Source organism: Acinetobacter sp. YH1901141 (genome assembly GCF_013416935.1).
GTDB lineage: Bacteria > Pseudomonadota > Gammaproteobacteria > Pseudomonadales > Moraxellaceae > Acinetobacter > Acinetobacter towneri.
Genome location: NZ_VPEY01000035.1, coordinates 1 through 18,178 on the forward strand (window position 1 = coordinate 1; position 18,178 = coordinate 18,178).

The following is an 18,178-nucleotide window of genomic DNA, read 5'->3' on the forward strand; positions in this document are numbered from 1 at the left end:
CGTCTATGTTTGCGACGTGAGAGATATATCTCGCAAGGTTTTTTAGCTGATATAAGGCATGAGGCAGGAAATTTAGTCATTCTAAATGACTGACTCATAACGCAATAGCAGCAAAAAATATGCTCGTTCCGAAGGACTGTGGCTAAAACTTTCTCAGATTGCGTTATGAAACTTGGCAATAGACCCACTATTCCCTACGTTTCATGCCTGATCTGCTCAGTTTTAGCCTACAGCGCAAGCCATTTATGAAATATCAACAGACCCTCGGCTTTTTATTAAAAATCAATCTATTCACCACCAAGTGAACATTCAAAATTGGTTTTTTCGACAGAACAACGAGCGCGTTTTAACACACTCATCATGGCAGGGTCATAAATACCGCGTTTGGTCATATCCATACGTCCATCACGTAGCATTTTTTGATATTTAGTTTTATCTTCTGCGCTCAAGTTCATTTTATATTTGGCTGGAATTTCACCTTCTAAACGATTAATCATACTCATCGCTTTAGGCAGATTTTTTACAAACCAATCTCGTGATTTTTGCCCAAAGCCCGCAGGGAATTGTTCAGGGCGAATCACAAAGTCTGCGGTCACTTGTAATACAGGGAAGTTAAACATCGCCCCGTTATTGCCTAAACCCTTGTAGATTTCTAAAGGTTTGTACGCATAGGCAGGCGCACCGACCATATCGACCTGACCATTGTTAAATTTCGCCACAAAGTTAGATACATCAGAAATGACAGCTTGCGCACCTACACGCTGCACCATAATTTTTTGTGCATCGTCATAGCCCAATACCGCAAACTTTTTCCCTGCTGCTTTTTCAATCGAGCTGATGTTCTTGTCGCGCACAAAAATAAAGGCCGAACCTAAAGGTGAAATACCCGCAACTTCATATTTCTTGCCACCTAAATTGGTAACCATTTTCGCTGCATTACGTTGATCTAAAGCAAAGCTGATGGCACGTTGTGCAATCGCATTACTTGGCGCACCACCTAAAGCATCAATCGAGCCTGCAAATTTATTGTATTGGCGAGCACGCATGGCGGTCATAAATACCCCATCACATTTGCCTGCTTTAAAATCATTGTCTGCGACAGCTTCATCCTGACGTGGAATTAAATTGACTTCTGCACCCCAGCCTTTTGCTGCTAGCGCCCACTCTTGTGCCATCTGAAAAGATTCACCTGACTTACCCAGTAAGTCAAAGACACATACATCTACTTTTGCTGCTTGCGCCTGAGCACTGAAACCGATCGCTGCGAATGCTGTCAATGTTGCGCTGACCCATATTTTTTTCATTGTTTCGATCCTTCTACAGATTTTTTTATTTTTGAGTGTCCGTACACGAAACAAATATTAAGCAAGTTCAAATTAAAAAAATAGAGCATTTACTCGAATTTCATCTGTCAATTCTGCCAAAACCTTATACTGCCTTATTTAAGCGATCATTTTTATTTCATAATTCACTTATATTTTATAGATTTAGATCAAAATAAAGATCATTTCCAACATGCACGTATTTTGTGCTTGTTTACAAAGTCATAAAAAAAGCCTGTTGTTAGATCATAATTTTTAAACATCACAAGAGAGATTTTTCGCAAATCACAAATAAAACTGGGCTTATTTTTGTTTTCTGGTGGGCTTCCATTAGAATATGCCCAACTTTTGTTGTGACGAGTAAACACCATGATTCAACTTGACCAAGTTTCTTTACGCCGCGGTGGACGTGTTTTATTTCAAAAAGCGTCTATGCAAATCCATCCAGGCTGGAAAGTCGGTCTTACAGGTGTCAATGGTGCAGGAAAATCCAGTTTATTTGCTGCGCTTTTAGGTAGTTTAACCCCAGACGAAGGTACGTTGAGCCGTCCGCAAGGCTGGACTGTGGCGCACATGGCACAGGAAGTTAAAGCATTGGATTTGCCTGCGATTGATTTTGTGCTGTCGGGTGATGAAGAATACTGGAACATTCAACAACAACTGCAACATCCTGAACAATTAAATAATGACCAACTTGCACATTTGCATGGTCGTTTTGATGAAATTCATGGCTATACCGCACCCGCCAAAGCCGCACAACTGATGGCAGGTTTAGGTTTTATGGAACATCAAAACAGCTTGGCGGTCAGTAGTTTTTCTGGTGGATGGCGCATGCGTTTAAATTTGGCGCGTACCTTAATGAGTCGCTCCGAATTATTATTACTGGACGAACCAACCAACCACTTAGACTTAGATGCAATTTTATGGTTAGAAGACTGGCTTAAAGCCTATGCGGGAACTTTGGTGCTGATTTCCCATGACCGTGATTTTTTAGATGCCATTACCGATCATATTTTACATATTGAAAATAGTGAACTGACTTTATATACAGGCAATTATTCAACCTTTGAAACCACACGCAGTGAACGCTTGGCACAACATCAACAAGCGTATGAAAAACAATTAGAAACCCGTGCACATTTACAAAAATATATTGATCGTTTTAAAGCCAAAGCCACCAAAGCACGGCAGGCACAAAGCCGTATCAAGCAATTGGAACGCATGCAATTGCTTGCCCCTGCGCATGTAGATACACCATTTACCTTTAGTTTCCGTGAACCGACCAAAATGAGCTCACCCTTACTGACCTTGGAACAAGTCAGCATTGGTTATGCAGACAAAGTGATTGCCAGCAAAATTAACCTACAAATTACCCCGACCAGTCGTATTGGTTTATTGGGGATGAACGGCGCAGGTAAATCGACCTTAATTAAATCCTTAGTGGGTGAATTGGCGTTATTGGCAGGTACTCGCAAAGCCTCAGAATTACTCAATATTGGCTATTTTGCACAGCATCAAATGGATGCTTTGGATGATAGCGCCAGCCCGATGCTACAACTGGCACGCATTGCCGATAAAAAAATCAGCGAAGCCACTTTACGCGCCTTTTTAGGCAGTTTTGGTTTTAGTGGCGAACGTATGGACACGCCTTGTGAAAGTTTTTCAGGAGGTGAACGTGCACGTTTGGCTTTGGCTTTAATTGTCTGGCAACGTCCTAACGTACTGATTCTGGACGAACCGACCAACCATTTAGACTTAGATATGCGACATGCCTTAACCATGGCATTACAGGATTATGAAGGTGCAGTGGTATTGGTGTCACACGAACGTCAATTAATTGCCAGTGTCTGCGATGACTTACTCTTGGTTCATGCAGGACAATGCACAGAATTTGAAGGCGATTTACAAGATTATGCCCAATGGTTACGCCAAGCTCGTGCAGACATGCTTAAGCAAGGTACATCCAACACAGCTCCATCCAATCCAAGTCCAGTGGTTGAGAACAAGACTAACCTAGTCAAAGTAGATAAAGAAGCTCAACGCAAACTGGCAGCACAACGCCGTGAACAAACTCGCCCTATTCGTAAAAATATTGAAAAATACGAAGCGCAAATTGAAAAAATTCAACCGCGTCTGACTGAAATTGAAACCGAACTGGCAGATCCTGCCCTTTACGATGCCAACCGTAAAGATGATTTGCTCAAACTCATGAATGAGCAAAATGATCTGAAAACAAAATTGGCACAGGCAGAAGAACAAATGCTTGAATTGATGATGGAATTGGAAGAACTCGAAAGTAGCTTTGAATAGCCATACCGATGAGATTTTAACGCTATGCTAAATAGGGTTAAATCTCATCATATTTCGTAGAATATGCATTGTGTATGTTCCATACTTATAAGACACATTCGTAATAGTTTTAATCTTTAGTTTATCTTCACAATAACCACGCAAAGAAATTTAAGTCACTCTCTGCGTTTGTTTATTTTTACTTATCAATCTTGCACCACAGCATAGTTGTATGACACCCCCCACCCTGAATAAAAGTAAGACAACATAGCTACCAAGCAAGAAGTTTTGAATTTAAAACTCAGTGTGATTTTTAAATTCAAAATCTACAATTTAAATTTAAAAGCAAAAACTTAGTTATCCACAACTCAAACTAACTGTTATTTTAAATTCAAAACTCTAATTAAAGCCAAATCAATCCATTCTTTCATGGTTATTTTGAGTCATTGAATCTCAGTGATTCACAGAAAATCGCTGCTACTCGGCAGTAATTTTTGCTTTGCTAATACATAATTCTTGTATTTTCCAGCCCTGAATATAGCGCCAGATTTCTTGAATATACCCTTGATCATCCGCCAAACCAATTTGAATCCGACAGTTAACCTGCTCACGATCAAACTCATATTCTTCTAATTCAACATTCGGTTTGATCGGTTTCCAGACACCATTATTCACTGCATGCTGAATGTTGGCATAACGTGTTTCACGATTTTCCACACGTGATTCTGCCGTATAAACGACTTTAAAATCTTCATCTTCATAGTGTGCTAACAGCTCCACATTGCCAGTAAAAAAAGCATTCACCCATGCATCACGTGCTTGTTCTAATTGATTATCCATCTTAATGATTCTCCTATATTTTTGGCTTAATGTAGCTCAGCATGACAGAACAATAAGTCAGTTTTATAAAAGTTATTTGGATGAATCACGACAACAACAAAAGCCAAACATAAAAAAGCACTCCGTAGAGTGCTTATGGTTATGCGGATGATTTGGACGAATTAAGCGTCAATATCTGCATTTAAGGCATTTTCTTCAATAAAGGCACGACGTGGTTCTACATCATCGCCCATTAAGCAAGAGAACATGCGGTCTGCTTCAATGGCATCATCAATGGTGACTTGCAACATATTGCGGTTTTCTGGGTCCATCGTGGTTTCCCAAAGTTGTTCCGCATTCATCTCACCCAAACCTTTATAGCGCTGAATCATCATGCCGCGACGCGAGTCCTGCAAAATGTGTTGCCACACTTGATGGAAATTGTTGACCGTAATTTTACGTTCGCCTTTTTCCAAATACGCACCTTCTTCAAGCAGCGTAAACCAGCTTTTTGAATTTTTCAGCAAACGTGCATATTCAGCTGAACCCAGCAAACCTGTGTCTAGCAAATAGGTATGTGGCAAGTTGTGCACATATACCGTGATTCGTGGCCAATACGTTGCAGATTTTTGACCATCCGCATCTTCTTTTTCAAACTGTTCGATGCTTAATTCAGGACGCAAACTTGGTTGTAATCGTTCAATGCTTTGACGTAATTGCTCGCCCCATTGTTGTACATACGCCTGATCTGCTGCTTGATCAATTTTAAAGGCATCTAATTCTAATAAACCATCCAACAGACTTGCAGGATAACGCAGCGTTAAACGGCTCAAACTCTTTTGTGAAGTTTGATAATCAGCAATGACTTTGGCTAAAGCCTCACCACGAATTGCAGGTGCATCAGCACTCACATGCAGCTCCAATTCATCAATCGCATTAGAAATTAAATAGGTTTCTAAAGCATCGTTATCTTTGATGTATTGTTCCTGCTTGCCTTTTTTCAGCTTATACAATGGTGGCTGTGCGATATAAATATGACCACGCTCAACCAATTCTGGCATTTGACGGAAGAAGAAGGTCAATAGCAAGGTACGAATGTGTGAACCATCTACGTCAGCATCGGTCATGATGATGATTTTGTGATAACGCAGTTTGTCTGGGTTATATTCTTCACGACCAATACCACAGCCCAAAGCGGTAATTAAAGTACCTACTTCTGCCGATGAAATCATCTTGTCAAAACGGGCACGTTCCACGTTCAGGATTTTACCTTTCAGTGGCAAAATTGCCTGCATTTTACGGTTACGACCTTGTTTAGCCGAACCACCTGCAGAGTCACCCTCGACTAGATATAATTCAGATAATGCAGGGTCTTTTTCCTGACAGTCAGCCAATTTACCAGGCAAACCTGCAATATCCAAAGCACTCTTGCGGCGCGTCATTTCACGGGCTTTACGCGCCGCATCACGGGCACGCGCTGCATCAATAATTTTACCCGCAATGGATTTTGCCGCTTGTGGATTTTCCAATAAATATTCAGAGAAAGATTTATTCATGGCCTGCTCAACAGCAGGTTTCACTTCACTCGATACCAATTTTTCTTTGGTCTGTGATGAGAATTTTGGATCTGGCACTTTGACCGACACAATCGCGGTTAAACCTTCACGTGCATCATCACCCGACACCACGACTTTTTCTTTTTTCAGGATATTTTCGCTTTCCATGTAGTTGTTTAACCCACGGGTTAGCGCAGCACGGAAGCCTGCCAAGTGCGTTCCACCGTCTTTTTGTGGAATGTTATTGGTAAAGCAACGTACGTTTTCCTGATAGGAATCATTCCACTGCAAAGCAACTTCTACGGTAATTCCGTTTTCAGCCTGTGTCGTGAAATGGAAAATTTCATTCAGATGGGTTTTGCCTGCATTGATATATTTCACAAATTCAGACAAACCACCTTCATAGTCAAAAATATGTTCTAAATTGACACGTTCATCACGCAATACAATACGCACGCCCGCGTTTAAGAAAGACAATTCACGCAATCGGCGTGCCAAAATATCCACATTAAAAATGGTTTGGCTAAAGGTTTCAGCACTTGGCCAAAAACGCACAGTCGTACCTGATTGCTCAGTGTCGCCCACTACTTTTAAAGGATATTGTGGATCACCATGGCGGTATTCCTGTTGGTGAATTTGACCCGCGCGTTTAATCGTTAATTCAAGTTTACTCGATAAAGCATTGACCACCGACACACCAACGCCGTGCAAACCGCCCGACACTTTATAACTGTTGTCATCAAACTTACCACCTGCGTGCAGAATGGTCAGAATGACCTCTGCTGCAGAGACACCTTCTTCAGGGTGAATATCGGTTGGGATACCACGACCATTGTCAGATACGCTGACAGATTCATCTTCATGGATAGTCACCAAAATTTCATCACAATGACCCGCCAAAGCTTCATCAATAGCGTTATCGACTACCTCGAACACCATGTGATGCAAACCTGTACCATCATCTGTATCACCGATATACATGCCTGGGCGTTTACGAACAGCATCTAGGCCACGCAATACTTTGATACTAGAGGAATCATAAGCCTTTTCATTGGTTTGTTCTGTAGTAGAGACAGATTGATCTTCTGAACTCATGGTTTCTCCCTAGTGAAAAATAGGTCTATCCAAAGATAAAAAAATTATTGCTCAACAGCCTGCACCGTTCCGTGATCGACCTGAAATAAGCGATAAGGAATCGACAACGCTTGTAAGTGTTGTTGCACGGATTGATGATCTAAAGTGGTAATAAAAACTTGACTACCCAATTGGCTTAATCGTTCAATTAAACGTTGTTGTGCGCTTAAATCTAATTCTGCTGTCAGATCATCTAATAATACCACAGTTTCCTTATTAGACGCATGCAGCATTGCAATCTGTGACAGTTTTAATGCCATAATCAATAGCTTTTTCTGCCCACGTGACAGCACCACATCGGCATCACCCATTGGGGTTTTTAAGCGTAAATCGGCGCGGTGTGGCCCATATTCGGTATAGCGACGTTCCACATCTTTTTGATGATAATTGCACAGATCATTCAACAAGCCTGTTTCGGTATGAAAGCCTGCGCTGTATTCCAGACTAATGTGTAAATCAGGCAATAAATACTGTAAATCTTGTGCAAAAAATTGCTGCCATTGTTCCACCGTTCCCAAACGCTGCCGATGCAAAATCTCACCATAATCACTGAGCATTTTGTTCCACGGTTCCAAGTCCGACAGACTTAAATGTCGCTGTGATTTAAGCAAACTATTACGTTGTTTTAAGGCACGTGAATAATATTGCCAAGCGTGATAAAACTCTGGTTCCACGTGGAACATCAACCAGTCCAACAGTTGCCGTCGTGGTTTTGCACCATGGTCAATAATATCGGTACTGAGTGGATCAATATGTTGTAAAGGCAGAATTTTAGCCAATTGCCCTTGGGTCGCAACAGGGTCGCCATTGACCTTAATCAACTGCTCACCCGATGCCATTTTTTGCATGCCAATTTTTTCAGTCAATGACTGAGCAAATACAATCGCATCTTGGCTACTGTTCTGAATGTAATTTTTAGGAATATGGGTGCGAAAAGAACGCCCTGTCGCCAATAAATGAATCGCTTCTAAAATCGAGGTTTTACCCGAACCATTTTGCCCATAAAAGACGTTAAACGGCTGCAACTCATGAAGTGCAACCGCTTTTAAGTTCCGAACACGCTCGATATGTAAACGCGTAATATGCATGATTCAGCTAGATTTAATCTTGAAATAAACCGCTCACTTAAACACGCATTGGCATCACAACATAGGTTTGATCTTGATGTGCTGGATCTTGTACCAATACCGATTGATTGGCTTCGGTCATGGTCATCGATACATCATCGCCATCCAATGCCCCTAATACGTCCAATAAATACTGTGCGTTAAATGACATTTCTAACGGCGAATCGGCATATTGAATCGCTAAATCTTCAATTGCTTCATCTTGTTCTGGGTTATTGGCACGTAATTGCAAGGTGTCCGCACTAAAATTCAGGAATACGCCACGCAATTTTTCATTACTTAAAATCGCCACACGCTGTAAAGATTGTTTAAATACATCATGCGCGATCAGCACGTTTTTATCACCACCACGTGGAATCACACGGCGATAATCTGGGAACTTACCATCAATTAATTTAGTGGTAAAACGCACGGTAATTTCTGCTTGTTCTTTGTCACGGCTTGGGGTGCGAATGGTCACATTCAGCAATTCACGCCCAATTAAAAGTGCCAGTTGTTCATCTTCAATGCTCAGCAAACGCTGCAATTCAGCCACAGCTTTACGCGGCACAATGGCTTGAATTAATTGAGTAGCTGTCGAAGATGCCGCTGTTTCACACAAGGCCAAACGGTGACCATCTGTGGTCACAGCACGTAATTGGTTTTCATCAATTTCTAACAAAGTACCCGTTAAATAAAAGCGTACATCCTGCACTGCCATCGCAAACGCAGTTTTTTCAAACAAACGCTTCAGCTCACGCTCAGTAACCGTCACTTGCGTACCTTGAGCATTTTCTGTAGCCAATAATGGATAATCTTCCGCAGGCAAAGTACCTAATACAAAGCGGCTATTGCCCGATTTTAAAATACAGCGCTGATCTTCAGTGATTTGCAAATCAATCAAAGCTGCGCTTGGTAAAGATTTACAAATATCCATCAGTTTACGTGCAGGCACTGTAGTTTCCCCTGCCTGTAAACATGCCCCTTCAGTCAGATTCGTACTGGCAACCAATTCCACTTCCAAGTCCGAACCAGTAATGGTTAAGGCTTGCTCAGTCACCTGAACTTTGACATTGGATAAAATATTTAAGGTATGGCGACGTTCAACCGCTCCTACGACATGTGACAGAACATTCAGTAAGCTTTCTTTCGCGATTTTTAAACGCACGGTACATTCCTCTAACAACTGAAGATTGGAGTATAAAATAGGTTTTTTAGCAGTGTACTATGCGGCAAAAGCTGCCGCATGGCAAGAACAGAATTTGAGCAAATTCGGTCAACTTTGCAACAATCGTTGCAGGTTTTTATAGTCTTCGTTAAAGATCGGATCTTCTTCGCGCAGGCTTTGTACTTTTTCGCAGGCATGCATCACGGTACTGTGATCACGGCCACCAAATGCCATACCAATTTCAGGGAAACTGTCGCCTGTCAGCTCACGTGCCAAGCCCATTGCCAACTGACGTGGACGCGCATAAATACGGGTACGTTTTGGCCCCACCAATTCTTTGAGCGGAATACGGAAATATTCACTCACGACTCGCTGAATATTTTCGGTACTGATGGTACGTGCGCGAATTGCCAAGACATCTTTTAAAGATTCACGTACCACATCTAGATCGATTGGGGTGCCTTTAAAACGGGAAATTGCCACCACTTTATTGAGTGCACCTTCAAGTTCACGCACATTGGCCACCACTTGCTGGGCAATAAATAAAGCACAGTTACGTGGTAAATCTACGGCGCTGCTTTCAGCTTTCTTTAATAAAATTTCAATTCGGGTTTCAATATCTGGCGGTTCTACCCCGACTGATAAGCCCCAAGAAAAACGTGACACCAAACGTGCATCCAATTCGGTTAATTCTTTTGGATAACGGTCTGAAGTCAAAATAATCTGTTTAGATTCATCCAATAAAGCGTTAAAGGTATAGAAAAACTCCACCAAACTGGCTTCTTTACCTGCCAATAAGTGAATGTCATCCACCAATAACAAATCTAAAGAGCGGCAGTTTTTCTTAAATTCTTCAACCTTACCCTGCTGCAAAGAGCTGACAAAATCCTGCACAAAACTTTCTGCAGTCATGTACATCACCCGTGCATTCGGTTTGGCTTGCAACAAAGCATTGCCCACCGCTTGCATCAAGTGAGTTTTACCCAAACCTGTTGGGCCATACAAAAATAATGGGTTGTGCTGTGAAGCCCCCAATTGGGTCAATACCTTGCGACAGGTTTCCGCAGCCATTTGGTTAGAACGACCTTCCACAAATAAGGAAAAGGTAAATAACGGATTGAGTTGGCGTTTACGGCTTTTTGCAGAACTTTCTTCTTTTTCACGTTTAGGCTTGGCCACAGGCGCAGGGCTAGATTCCAGCGCAGCAGTAGTGGTAGCAGGTTGTTCACTGGCCGATAAAATTGCACCTGGACGCGAATCGACTAAAATTTCGACCTTACGCACGCGTCCCTCAGACAACTGCTCTGCCAAAATAGTAATCAATTCCAGATGATGTTCTTGAATGTAACGCGTCCAATAAGGATTAGGCGCATAAAGTTTTAATGTATCTTCAACTTCTTCTGCCACCAATGGGCGAATCCACATTGTAAAGACATTTCCAGAGAGCTCTTGTCGCAAGCGATTTAAGCAGTCCGTCCAAAGCATGTGAAACCCCTATCTAATCCATTTTTAAATTTAAAACTTCTCTCGACCGCCTGAGCGGGTCGCCATTCTAACCAAGTTATCCACATCTGTCATGACAAAATCAGCAAAATTGCTCAAAAAAGGAATCATTAAACCTGAATTTAAATTTGAAACGTGGTGTGGATAAGTTTATCCGCAAGGTGTGGATAAAATATAGCACAAAGTTATCCACATAGTATTAAAATTATAGAAACACAGATATCCACAATTCAAAATTTTGTTTTATAAAAGAAAAAGTGGGTTTTCAACAGAAAAATGCGTCCCTAATAGTAATAAATTTAAATTTATAAATTTGAATTTATTTATAAGAAACGTTGCAACTGTGGATAATTTAATCTGAGTTTAAATTTAAATTCAAAACCGAAAATTTTAAAATTAAACAGAATAAGCTTGTGGATAATTATGTGAATAATACTGTTAATAACTTATTAGTCAAGCATAAACAATTACTTATCTTGTGTATACTTTAATTTGTACGATCAACCAGTCAATTGAGCGAAAACTTGTTAAAAAGAAAAATTTAGGCTTATTTTGCAAGAAACCGTGTTTTTCATTGACAGCTCAAGCAATGAGCACTAAAATCGCGGACCTTTATAGAAAGATCATTTTTGGAGTTTCGATATGAAACGTACATTTCAACCATCTGAATTAAAGCGTAAGCGCGTTCATGGTTTCCGTGCTCGTATGGCTACTAAAGCTGGTCGTCAAGTATTGGCTCGCCGTCGTGCAAAAGGTCGTCACAGCTTAACTGTTTAATACAGTCACGCTGAACCGACTCTTGGGTGTTATGACAACACTTTATGGCTTCAGCACAGAGTTGAGATTACGCTGTGCTGCCGATTATAAAGGTGTGTTTGATGGTGCGCTTTTTAAAGTGCATCAACCCCATTTCTTATTTCTTGCAAAACATTCCGAACTGCCGAATAGCCGTTTGGGTCTTGTCGTTGCAAAAAAGAAAGTGCGTCGTGCACACGAACGAAATCGAGTAAAACGACTTGCTCGCGAAAGTTTTCGCTTACACCAACAGCAATTAAATGACTTAGATATTGTGGTAATGCCCAAAGTTGGGGTAGATACGGTATCTAATGCGGAATTGCATCAGCAATTACAATTTGCTTGGCAGAAGTTACAACGTCTCGCCAAAAAGCATTCAAAAATAGCTCCCTCCCCACAAAAGTAGAGATGGCCAATGGTACGTTTACTGCATTGGTTGATACGTTTCTATCAGATCGCGATTAGTCCTTTATTGGGACCACGCTGTCGCTATATTCCAACATGTTCTCAATATTCTTTGGAAGCAGTCCATACGCATGGTGCTGTACGTGGTGTGTGGCTGGCTACAAAACGTATTTGTCGTTGTCATCCGTGGGGTGGTGCGGGCTATGATCCGGTGCCGCCAAAAGTCATTCGTTTTATTTCATTTCAGCAAATAGATTCTCAAACGCATCACATTACTGTACCCTTTCGTGATCGTTTATTGAACCAAAATCACTCTAACCACTTGGGGTAATAGATATGCAACAATGGGCCAGGTTTGCAATTCTCGGGGCCATGTTTGTCGTCGCATATTTGCTCATTTTGGCGTGGCAAAAAGATTATGGAAATGCTGAAACAGCACCGCAGCAAAAAACTGCCGTTGTTTCACATGAAGTGTCTGCAGATTTGCCGAATGCCCAAACGGCTACAGCAGCTTCTGATGTACCGCAAGCAAATATTCCTGCACAGCAAACAACCGATGCCACAGCACCTGTAAGTCAGCAGCTTATTTCAGTACAAACTGACCTTTATCATCTTTGGATCAATCCGAAAGGTGGTGATATTGTTCGTGTTGAATTACTCAATCATGACAAAAATAAAGACAGTGACGATCCTTTCGTCATGCTGGAAAGCGATGCTAAGCGCACCTATGTCGCGCAATCTGGGTTAATCGGGCTGAATGGTCCAGACAGTAGCCGTAATGGCCGCCCAAGCTATGAAATTGAAAAATCGACTTATAGCTTAGCCGATGCCAAAGAAAGCAAAAATAAAGCGGGTGAAACAGTTAAAACTTTAACTGTCCCAATGGTATATAAAACTGCCGATGGTGTAGAAATCATTAAAACCTTTAGTTTTACTGAAGGTGAATATCCTGTGCTGGTGAATCACAAAGTGATTAACCGCAGCAGCCAAAACTGGCAAGGTCAGATGTTTGGTCAGTTGAAACGTGATAATTCAGATGATCCAGGCAAGTCAGATCAAGGTATTTTTACCTTGGGTACTTTCCTTGGCGGCGCATGGGGAACACCTGAAGAACACTACAACAAGTTGAAATTTGACAATTTTAATGACGAAAAATTGAATGTCGATGCAACAGGTGGTTGGGTGGCCGTGGTTCAGCACTATTTCGTGAGTGCATGGGTTCCAGGGCAGTTAAAATTGACGCAGGCCGATGGTCAACCGTATGCAGCGAAGTTGGAATCACGTAAATCTAGCGATGAAATGAACATCATTGGTTTTACCTCGCCAACCATTAATGTCCCTGCAGGTACGGTGGCAGAAGTTGATGCGACCTTCTACTCTGGTCCAAAAATTCAGTCTGAATTGAAAGATTTGGCGACAGGTTTGAACCAAACTGTGGATTATGGCTGGTTATGGCCAATTGCAAAATTATTGTTTATTGGTTTGCAATTCTTCCATGGTTTAGTGGGCAACTGGGGTTGGTCAATCATCTTATTAACCGTTCTTGTCAAACTGATTCTTTGGCCGTTATCGTCTAAGAGCTATCGTTCTATGGCGAAAATGCGTGTGATTGCACCAGAAATGCAGCGCATGAAAGAAGAATTTGGCGAAGACCGTATGCGTTTCTCGCAAGAAATGATGGCACTTTATAAACGTGAACAAGTGAATCCACTGTCAGGTTGTTTGCCATTGTTACTACAAATGCCAATTTTCCTTGCCTTGTACTGGGTATTGATGGAATCGGTAGAGTTACGCCATGCACCGTGGTTAGGTTGGATTCAAGACTTATCGGCAATGGACCCTTGGTTTATCTTGCCATTGTTGATGGGTGTGACCATGTATGTTCAACAAATGTTGAACCCACAGCCAACAGATCCAATGCAGGCAAAAATCTTCCGCATTATGCCTGTGGTATTTACCGTATTCTTATTGTTCTTCCCTGCAGGTCTAGTTCTGTACTGGATTGTCAACAACTTGATTACGATTTTGCAGCAAAGCTTGATCAACAAAAGTGTTGAAAAAGACCGCGCTAAACGAGAAGAGGCAACTCCAGTCAATTAAGTATGGCTGAGCTGCTGAATAAATCCGCTTAAGATGGTAATCTTAGGCGGATTTTTCTTTGCATATATTTTGAAAGTTTTAGGTGAATTTTATGTATAACCGCAGCACCATTGCCGCAATCGCGACTCCACCTGGCCGTGGTGGTGTGGGGGTGATTCGCCTGTCGGGATCCAAAGCCTATGCAATTGCCGCAGCCTTGACCCAAAAAGACTTACCCAAAGCACGTTACGCAGGTTTTCGCCAGTTTTACGATGCAGCCAATGAAGTCATGGATGAAGGTTTGGTGATTTGTTTCCCAAATCCTCATTCATTTACTGGCGAAGATGTGGTGGAACTACAAGGGCATGGTGGCCCAGTGATTCAAAATGCTTTATTGGCACGTTTACTGGAACTCGGTGCAACGGCTGCCAAAGCGGGTGAATTTTCGATGCGCGCCTTTGAAAATGGCAAGCTGGATTTGGTACAGGCCGAAGCCATTGCCGATTTAATTGATGCCACTTCACAAGCCGCTGCGCGTTCTGCAGTGCGTTCCCTTCAAGGGGCTTTTTCCACCAAAGTGAATACTGTGCTAGAACAGTTAATTCATTTACGTTTGCATGTTGAAGCTGCTATTGATTTTCCTGAAGAAGAAATTGACTTTTTGGCTGATGGGAAAATCCTCAATTTGCTAGATGAGGTGGCTACTTCGGTGACTGCTGTGCAACAATCTGCGCGTCAGGGACAATTGTTGCGTGAAGGTCTGCAGGTAGTGATTGCGGGCAAACCTAATGCAGGTAAATCTTCTCTACTCAATGCCTTGGCGGGTATTGAACGTGCAATTGTGACTGATATTGCGGGAACTACTCGTGACGTATTGCATGAAAAAATTACCCTAAATGGCTTACCAATTACCCTGACCGATACCGCAGGTTTACGTGAAACAGGGGATATTGTGGAGCAGGAAGGGATTCGCCGTGCAATTAAAGAAATTGAACAGGCGGATTTATTGTTATTGGTCTATGACTTGAGCCAAAACGAAGATCCGTTGCAATTGGCACAGCATTATTTTGCTGAACATATTGAACCGAAGCGTTTGATGTTGATTGGCAATAAATGCGATTTAACTGGTGTACAAGCTACAATTTCAGATTTTAATGGTTTTAGACATATTACTGTGTCGGCCAAACAAGAAACAGGTGTTCAATCGCTCATAGAGGCGATTACAGCGCATGCAGGCTTTCAGCCTGAAGAAGATACCTTTATTGCACGTACCCGTCATTTAGACGCAATGAAACGCACGCAGCAGTATTTGGCTGAAGCACGTGAGCAGTTGGTGGTCTATCATGCGGGGGAATTAGTAGCCGAGTCGTTACGTCTTGCACAGAATGCTTTGGGTGAGATCACTGGTGATTTTTCTGCAGATGATTTGTTGGGCAAGATTTTTGGATCGTTTTGTATTGGGAAATGATTTTTAGCGATTACTTCCTGATTTGATAAAAAAATAGCATTAAGTTTGAGTGGCTTAGTGCTTTTTTATTATCCTATTTGGGGTGATCTGCTACTAAAAATCAGCCTATTCGTTAATGTTTAGTTTCTCATTCGGCACAAGCCCGATCTAACTTATGTCATATTTAAACGTTTCAATTTATCTTTATGAAAACCCATCAATAATCACGTAAGTCTTTTTAAACCGCAGCATTTAAAGCTATGATGAGAAAATAATCAAAAATTGGCGCTCAATTCAATCCTAAATGCACGAGATGAAATCTCTGATGGAGGTATTTGGATGTTTGAACTGGCTTTTTTACGTGAAATACTCATTTCTTCGGTTCATTTTTTGCAATTGTCACTCGAAGCCATTTCTGTGATTTGCGTGGTGATTGGTCTGGTTAAAACTTTATTGGTGCTGGTTCAGTTAAAATCGGGGCGTACTGCACGTTATTGTTTTGGGGATTGGCTCGCGACGGCACTTGAATTTCAGTTGGCTGCAGATATTTTAGCCACCACAGTAGATCCAGATTTAGATAGCCTAATTAAACTGGCGATCATTGCAGTGATTCGAACCTTTTTAAATTACTTCCTAACTAAAGAATTAGAGCATCAAACCATCAATGAAAAATAATGGCTATTGAGTTTGAGATCAAAATAGAAGACATAGTCCCATTCATCTACAAGGTTTGAATATTTGAATAAACTCAGCTGATCCAAACCTTGTCCTGATTTTAGTTTGTCGTTTAGATGAAACTTCATCCTAAAACAGGTTTGTTCTGCAATTGGCGATACCAAATAATGATGTAGCCACACAGTAAGCAGATGGCTGCACAAAAGCTAAGTACGGCGGTGGTTAAACCAAAATGATCGGCCAGATAACCGACTGCAATAATTGGCAGAATTGTGCCTAAATAGCCCACAAATAAATAGGTCGACATCACTGCAGCGCGATTCTGTAGATTGGTCATGGCATGAATTAAGCCAAAAGCACCAATCAATGCCAACCCGTGTCCTATGCCTAGCAGCACATCACTCACAAAAAATAGAAAACTCCAATGTAAATACATGCATAAACCGAGTACCAATAAACTCAATAACAGCAAATACAGCCCATAATTTAGGCATTTTTGTGCAGGAATGGCTTTAGAAAAATACTGCACCAGCGCTGAAATCAGCAAAATACAGGTGATGGCCAAACCACTGACCAAAGGCCCGTGCCACGGAATAATCACTTGCACAAAAGAGGGAGAGAGCGAAGCAAATAAACTAAAGGCAGCAAAGGCACAGAATGCGGTTAAACCTGTAATATAAAATTCTGCATGAAAGCGTGGTTCTGGGCGTTCTAATTTTGGGGCAATCGAGAAGGCTTGTGGCGTAAATTCAGGCGGTGCTAAACGTAACAATCCAATAAAACACAGTACTGCACCCAAAATGACAGGAATATATGGACTAAACAAAGGCGCTGCTGAAAATTGTGCCACACCACCACCGAGCAAAGGACCTAAGCCAAACCCGACTGCGGTAATGACTGAACTGAGCTGTGGCGCATGTGCTTTATGTGATTCGGGGATACTCCACATTAAGCCAATTAACGCCGATGTGGTCATAAGACCTGAAGCAATCCCAATCACAAAACGCCCCAAAGCAAGCCAAAGTGCATTGGTGGCAAACATCGACAGAATCAGTCCGAGGGTGATGATGACTAAACCCAATTCTAGGGTTTTTAAGAAGCCAATACTGTTGCTGGTACGTCCTAAAAAGAGCAAGGTGGCTAAACAACCGAGCATATACGCCACAAAAATAAAGGTGATATGGCTAGGTAAAAGCTGCCACAGTTCCTGATAAATTGGATACAGTGGGCTTGCAAGTGCCGTGCCCATGGTGCCAATAATCAGGGCGAGGCTGATCATCACAAAAGGATGCCAAGATTGAGATTGAGTCATAAAAAACTCGATTGATGGCTAAACTGTTGAGTTTAGTCTCATATAGTGAGAAATATCACTCAGTGTAAAGACAAGCCTTGAATCTGGTCAAGCCTATTTGTGTTTAAGCATAGCGTTTCAGCAATTTCATAAACTCTTCCAGTTCATGTTCATCAATCGCGCATTGATCACCAATCACATGATGGCGTAAATGCGATTCGATTAACTCATTCATCAAACCATTGACCGCACCTTTAATGGCTGCGACTTGTTGTAAAACTTCAATACAGCCATGATCAGGATTGTGAAGTGCTTGTTCTACTGCCCCAATTTGTCCTTGTAGGCGTTTGACGCGATTTAAAATTTTCTTATCTGTATGTAAATGACCCAACACATCACCTCAATTTTTATATACTCTATGGGAGTATATTTAACAATGATTTCCCATTATGCGTCAGCAACACTGTTCCTTAAAATGTATTCAAACATACTCAAGGACTAATTCGCACTCTGTTAATGTCTTGTTGCCAAGCGTGTAACTAGAGCCTGAGTCGGTCAGTTCCGACTTGTAGCGGTCAGTCCGTTCTTG

Annotated in this window: 15 protein-coding genes; 7 read left to right on the forward strand and 8 right to left on the reverse strand. The window is 41.6% G+C overall.

Annotated elements, in window-relative coordinates; all coding sequences use genetic code 11:
- Positions 1-287 precede the first annotated feature (287 nt).
- Positions 288-1,304 (reverse strand): putative solute-binding protein, encoded by a 1,017-nt coding sequence (locus FTV52_RS13155; RefSeq protein ID WP_004969750.1) that lies wholly within the window; start codon positions 1,302-1,304, stop codon positions 288-290.
- Between the two features lie 387 nt (positions 1,305-1,691).
- On the opposite strand from FTV52_RS13155, the gene FTV52_RS13160 reads away from it, so the two are divergent.
- Positions 1,692-3,632, forward strand: a complete 1,941-nt coding sequence (locus FTV52_RS13160; RefSeq protein ID WP_104852778.1) for an ATP-binding cassette domain-containing protein — start codon at positions 1,692-1,694, stop codon at positions 3,630-3,632.
- A 456-nt stretch (positions 3,633-4,088) separates the two neighbouring features.
- On the opposite strand, the gene FTV52_RS13165 is transcribed toward FTV52_RS13160, so the two are convergent.
- The 5 genes from FTV52_RS13165 to dnaA form a co-directional block, all read right to left on the reverse strand.
- The gene (locus FTV52_RS13165) at positions 4,089-4,451 is read right to left on the reverse strand and encodes a hypothetical protein (RefSeq protein ID WP_004969754.1); all 363 of its coding nucleotides are present in this window, start codon (positions 4,449-4,451) and stop codon (positions 4,089-4,091) included.
- Positions 4,452-4,612: 161 nt separating this feature from the next.
- The gene (gyrB, locus tag FTV52_RS13170) at positions 4,613-7,081 is read right to left on the reverse strand and encodes a DNA topoisomerase (ATP-hydrolyzing) subunit B (RefSeq protein ID WP_004969755.1); all 2,469 of its coding nucleotides are present in this window, start codon (positions 7,079-7,081) and stop codon (positions 4,613-4,615) included.
- A 44-nt stretch (positions 7,082-7,125) separates the two neighbouring features.
- Complete coding sequence (gene recF, locus FTV52_RS13175) at positions 7,126-8,208, reverse strand: DNA replication/repair protein RecF (RefSeq protein ID WP_004969757.1); 1,083 nt, start codon at positions 8,206-8,208, stop codon at positions 7,126-7,128.
- 37 nt (positions 8,209-8,245) lie between these two features.
- Positions 8,246-9,394 (reverse strand): DNA polymerase III subunit beta, encoded by a 1,149-nt coding sequence (dnaN, locus tag FTV52_RS13180; protein ID WP_004969759.1) that lies wholly within the window; start codon positions 9,392-9,394, stop codon positions 8,246-8,248.
- A gap of 108 nt (positions 9,395-9,502) precedes the next feature.
- Positions 9,503-10,879, reverse strand: a complete 1,377-nt coding sequence (gene dnaA / locus FTV52_RS13185; RefSeq protein ID WP_004969761.1) for a chromosomal replication initiator protein DnaA — start codon at positions 10,877-10,879, stop codon at positions 9,503-9,505.
- Between the two features lie 660 nt (positions 10,880-11,539).
- Here dnaA and rpmH point away from each other — a divergent pair.
- From rpmH to FTV52_RS13215, 6 genes are all read left to right on the forward strand, one after another.
- Positions 11,540-11,674, forward strand: coding sequence for a 50S ribosomal protein L34 (gene rpmH / locus FTV52_RS13190; protein WP_000831329.1), 135 nt, complete (start codon positions 11,540-11,542; stop codon positions 11,672-11,674).
- 31 nt (positions 11,675-11,705) lie between these two features.
- Positions 11,706-12,098 carry a ribonuclease P protein component gene (rnpA, locus tag FTV52_RS13195; protein WP_004969764.1) on the forward strand — a complete coding sequence of 131 codons (393 nt, stop codon included), beginning with the start codon at positions 11,706-11,708 and terminating at the stop codon, positions 12,096-12,098.
- A gap of 9 nt (positions 12,099-12,107) precedes the next feature.
- Positions 12,108-12,428 (forward strand): membrane protein insertion efficiency factor YidD, encoded by a 321-nt coding sequence (yidD, locus tag FTV52_RS13200; RefSeq protein ID WP_178867911.1) that lies wholly within the window; start codon positions 12,108-12,110, stop codon positions 12,426-12,428.
- 5 nt (positions 12,429-12,433) lie between these two features.
- A complete protein-coding gene (gene yidC / locus FTV52_RS13205) occupies positions 12,434-14,197 on the forward strand; it encodes a membrane protein insertase YidC (protein WP_004969769.1) in 1,764 nt (587 codons plus the stop codon).
- A gap of 91 nt (positions 14,198-14,288) precedes the next feature.
- Positions 14,289-15,644 (forward strand): tRNA uridine-5-carboxymethylaminomethyl(34) synthesis GTPase MnmE, encoded by a 1,356-nt coding sequence (mnmE, locus tag FTV52_RS13210; protein ID WP_004969771.1) that lies wholly within the window; start codon positions 14,289-14,291, stop codon positions 15,642-15,644.
- Between the two features lie 318 nt (positions 15,645-15,962).
- The gene (locus FTV52_RS13215) at positions 15,963-16,298 is read left to right on the forward strand and encodes a DUF1622 domain-containing protein (RefSeq protein WP_154321234.1); all 336 of its coding nucleotides are present in this window, start codon (positions 15,963-15,965) and stop codon (positions 16,296-16,298) included.
- 124 nt (positions 16,299-16,422) lie between these two features.
- Here the strand turns inward: FTV52_RS13215 and FTV52_RS13220 are convergent, their stop codons facing one another.
- Positions 16,423-17,610 (reverse strand): MFS transporter, encoded by a 1,188-nt coding sequence (locus FTV52_RS13220; RefSeq protein WP_171287397.1) that lies wholly within the window; start codon positions 17,608-17,610, stop codon positions 16,423-16,425.
- Positions 17,611-17,713: 103 nt separating this feature from the next.
- Positions 17,714-17,980 carry a metal/formaldehyde-sensitive transcriptional repressor gene (locus FTV52_RS13225; protein WP_004969779.1) on the reverse strand — a complete coding sequence of 89 codons (267 nt, stop codon included), beginning with the start codon at positions 17,978-17,980 and terminating at the stop codon, positions 17,714-17,716.
- Between the last annotated feature and the right edge of the window lie 198 nt (positions 17,981-18,178).

Excerpts from the sequence above, each read along its gene's own strand:
- FTV52_RS13155 (WP_004969750.1), bottom strand. The coding sequence starts at position 1,304 with ATGAAAAAAATATGGGTCAGCGCAACATTGACAGCATTCGCAGCGATC.
- FTV52_RS13160 (WP_104852778.1), top strand. The coding sequence starts at position 1,692 with ATGATTCAACTTGACCAAGTTTCTTTACGCCGCGGTGGACGTGTTTTA.
- FTV52_RS13165 (WP_004969754.1), bottom strand. The coding sequence starts at position 4,451 with ATGGATAATCAATTAGAACAAGCACGTGATGCATGGGTGAATGCTTTT.
- gyrB (WP_004969755.1), bottom strand. The coding sequence starts at position 7,081 with ATGAGTTCAGAAGATCAATCTGTCTCTACTACAGAACAAACCAATGAA.
- recF (WP_004969757.1), bottom strand. The coding sequence starts at position 8,208 with ATGCATATTACGCGTTTACATATCGAGCGTGTTCGGAACTTAAAAGCG.
- dnaA (WP_004969761.1), bottom strand. The coding sequence starts at position 10,879 with ATGCTTTGGACGGACTGCTTAAATCGCTTGCGACAAGAGCTCTCTGGA.
- rpmH (WP_000831329.1), top strand. The coding sequence starts at position 11,540 with ATGAAACGTACATTTCAACCATCTGAATTAAAGCGTAAGCGCGTTCAT.
- rnpA (WP_004969764.1), top strand. The coding sequence starts at position 11,706 with ATGACAACACTTTATGGCTTCAGCACAGAGTTGAGATTACGCTGTGCT.
- yidD (WP_178867911.1), top strand. The coding sequence starts at position 12,108 with ATGGTACGTTTACTGCATTGGTTGATACGTTTCTATCAGATCGCGATT.
- yidC (WP_004969769.1), top strand. The coding sequence starts at position 12,434 with ATGCAACAATGGGCCAGGTTTGCAATTCTCGGGGCCATGTTTGTCGTC.
- mnmE (WP_004969771.1), top strand. The coding sequence starts at position 14,289 with ATGTATAACCGCAGCACCATTGCCGCAATCGCGACTCCACCTGGCCGT.
- FTV52_RS13215 (WP_154321234.1), top strand. The coding sequence starts at position 15,963 with ATGTTTGAACTGGCTTTTTTACGTGAAATACTCATTTCTTCGGTTCAT.
- FTV52_RS13220 (WP_171287397.1), bottom strand. The coding sequence starts at position 17,610 with ATGACTCAATCTCAATCTTGGCATCCTTTTGTGATGATCAGCCTCGCC.